A 974-nucleotide genomic window follows, 5' to 3' on the forward strand; every position below is an offset into this window, starting at 1 on the left:
CCCCTCCGGGGGCTTTCATCATACTACCCGCTCTGCGGGTAGTATTTGATTGAGATGAGCCACAAAAGACAACCTGCAGTCGAAGGTGTCATTCCGGGTCAGATGAACGGGAATGTGACTTCGATTTTTGGCCGTGAGAATCAGTCGGTGGTTGTCGTCGATGATCAGGCCACCGGCCGCACCATTCTGAAAAGCATTATCTCCGGTATTTCTCCCCGAATTTCCTGCGAAGTGTTTTCCGATCCCAATCAGGCGCTGGAGTATTGCAAGCTCAATGTTCCGGATCTGCTGATCACCGATTACAAGATGCCGCAAATGAACGGCGTGGAACTGATACGCCGGATTCGTTCGATCGAAGGCGGCGAGGATATTCCTGTAGTCGTGGTAACCGTGGTTCATGACCGCAAGATCCGCTACGAAGCACTGGAGGCCGGCGCTACCGATTTCCTGTCCAGGCCGTTCGATCATTATGAATGCCAGGCGCGCTGCCGCAACCTGCTGCTGCATCAGCATCAGAAGCAGGTATCCAACCGTGCGTGGATGCTGCAGGGGCTTGTTTCCCAGGCCACGGAGGCCGCAACGGCCCGTGAGCAGGAAACCCTGATGTGCCTGGCCAAGGCCGGCGAGTACCGTGATGAGGGAACGGGCAACCACGTATTCTGGATGGCGCGTTATGCCCTGGAAATTGCCAGGGGGCTCAATCTGGATGAAGATACCTGCGATGTCATCGTTCAGGCGGCACCCTTGCATGATATTGGCAAAATCGGTATTCCGGACGCCATTCTGCTCAAGCCGGCGCGCCTGACCGATGAAGAACGCACGGTGATGGAAACGCATACCACCATTGGGTTCGATATTGTAAAAATCTGCGTTCTTAGAACGCAGACTTGCCTTTTGCCCCCTATAAGGGGGCTTTGATGCCAGCCTTCTGAGAAGGCTGGCTGGTGAGTTATCCCATTTCATTGATTACTTGC

At 54.5% G+C, this 974-nt stretch carries 1 protein-coding gene; it reads left to right on the plus strand.

Going from position 1 to position 974, the window contains the following annotated elements; genetic code table 11:
- Positions 1-54: 54 nt before the first annotated feature.
- Complete coding sequence (locus ACOCD2_RS22050; protein ID WP_293650429.1) at positions 55-918, plus strand: response regulator; 864 nt, start codon at positions 55-57, stop codon at positions 916-918.
- The last annotated feature ends 56 nt before the right edge of the window (positions 919-974 follow it).

Origin of the sequence: Thiolapillus sp. (genome assembly GCF_048562965.1) — a bacterium.
GTDB classification, from domain to species: domain Bacteria; phylum Pseudomonadota; class Gammaproteobacteria; order Chromatiales; family Chromatiaceae; genus Thiolapillus; species Thiolapillus brandeum_A.

Coding starts and splice junctions, on each gene's coding strand:
- ACOCD2_RS22050 (WP_293650429.1), top strand. CDS start 55: ATGAGCCACAAAAGACAACCTGCAGTCGAAGGTGTCATTCCGGGTCAG.